Raw genomic sequence first — 551 nt, forward strand, 5'->3', positions numbered from 1 at the left:
TCCGGCATGGACAGAAAATGGCGGTCCGAGAAGCGGTATCCGACGAACGCCAGGGTACTGCCGGTTTTATCAAACGTTTTGGCATAGTTGATACGGTAGCTGTAACCGGACTGCTTCTGCCCGTGCGGCAACCGTGGTGCATCTGAGCGGGTGACGTCCGCAGACAGAGCGCCCAACAGCCCCATATTCTGGCCGATCCCGAGCGCCGCGGACTGGTAGTCGCCGGTGGAGGCAATGAGGCCGCCATACAGCGACGTGTTGTTAAATGCTCCCCAGGTGGCCTCCCCGAGCAGAAAGTCAGGGCTGACCGTGCTGTTGTTATGCGTCCCGCCGTACAGCGGACGTCCGGCGGCCACCTTATAGCGAACCTGTCCCTGGCGTGCCATAAAGGGGACGCTGGCCGTGTTGACCTGCCAGGTCCGGACGCTGCCGTCGCTTTCCCGGACGCTGACATCCAGGTTGCCGCTGATATTCTGGCTCAGGTCGGGAAGCTCAAAAGGCCCCGGCGACACCCGGGTCTGGTACAGAATGCGACCATTCTGGCTGACGGT

The 551-nt window shown here is 61.7% G+C and carries 1 protein-coding gene; it reads right to left on the reverse strand.

Features of this window, described 5'->3' with window-relative positions; translation table 11 throughout:
- The coding region (locus HV477_RS28000) for a fimbria/pilus outer membrane usher protein (protein ID WP_175065759.1) at window positions 1–551 on the reverse strand (551 nt) is incomplete at both ends.

It is taken from the genome of Salmonella sp. SG203, from assembly GCF_013350575.1.
Classification (GTDB): domain Bacteria; phylum Pseudomonadota; class Gammaproteobacteria; order Enterobacterales; family Enterobacteriaceae; genus Salmonella; species Salmonella enterica.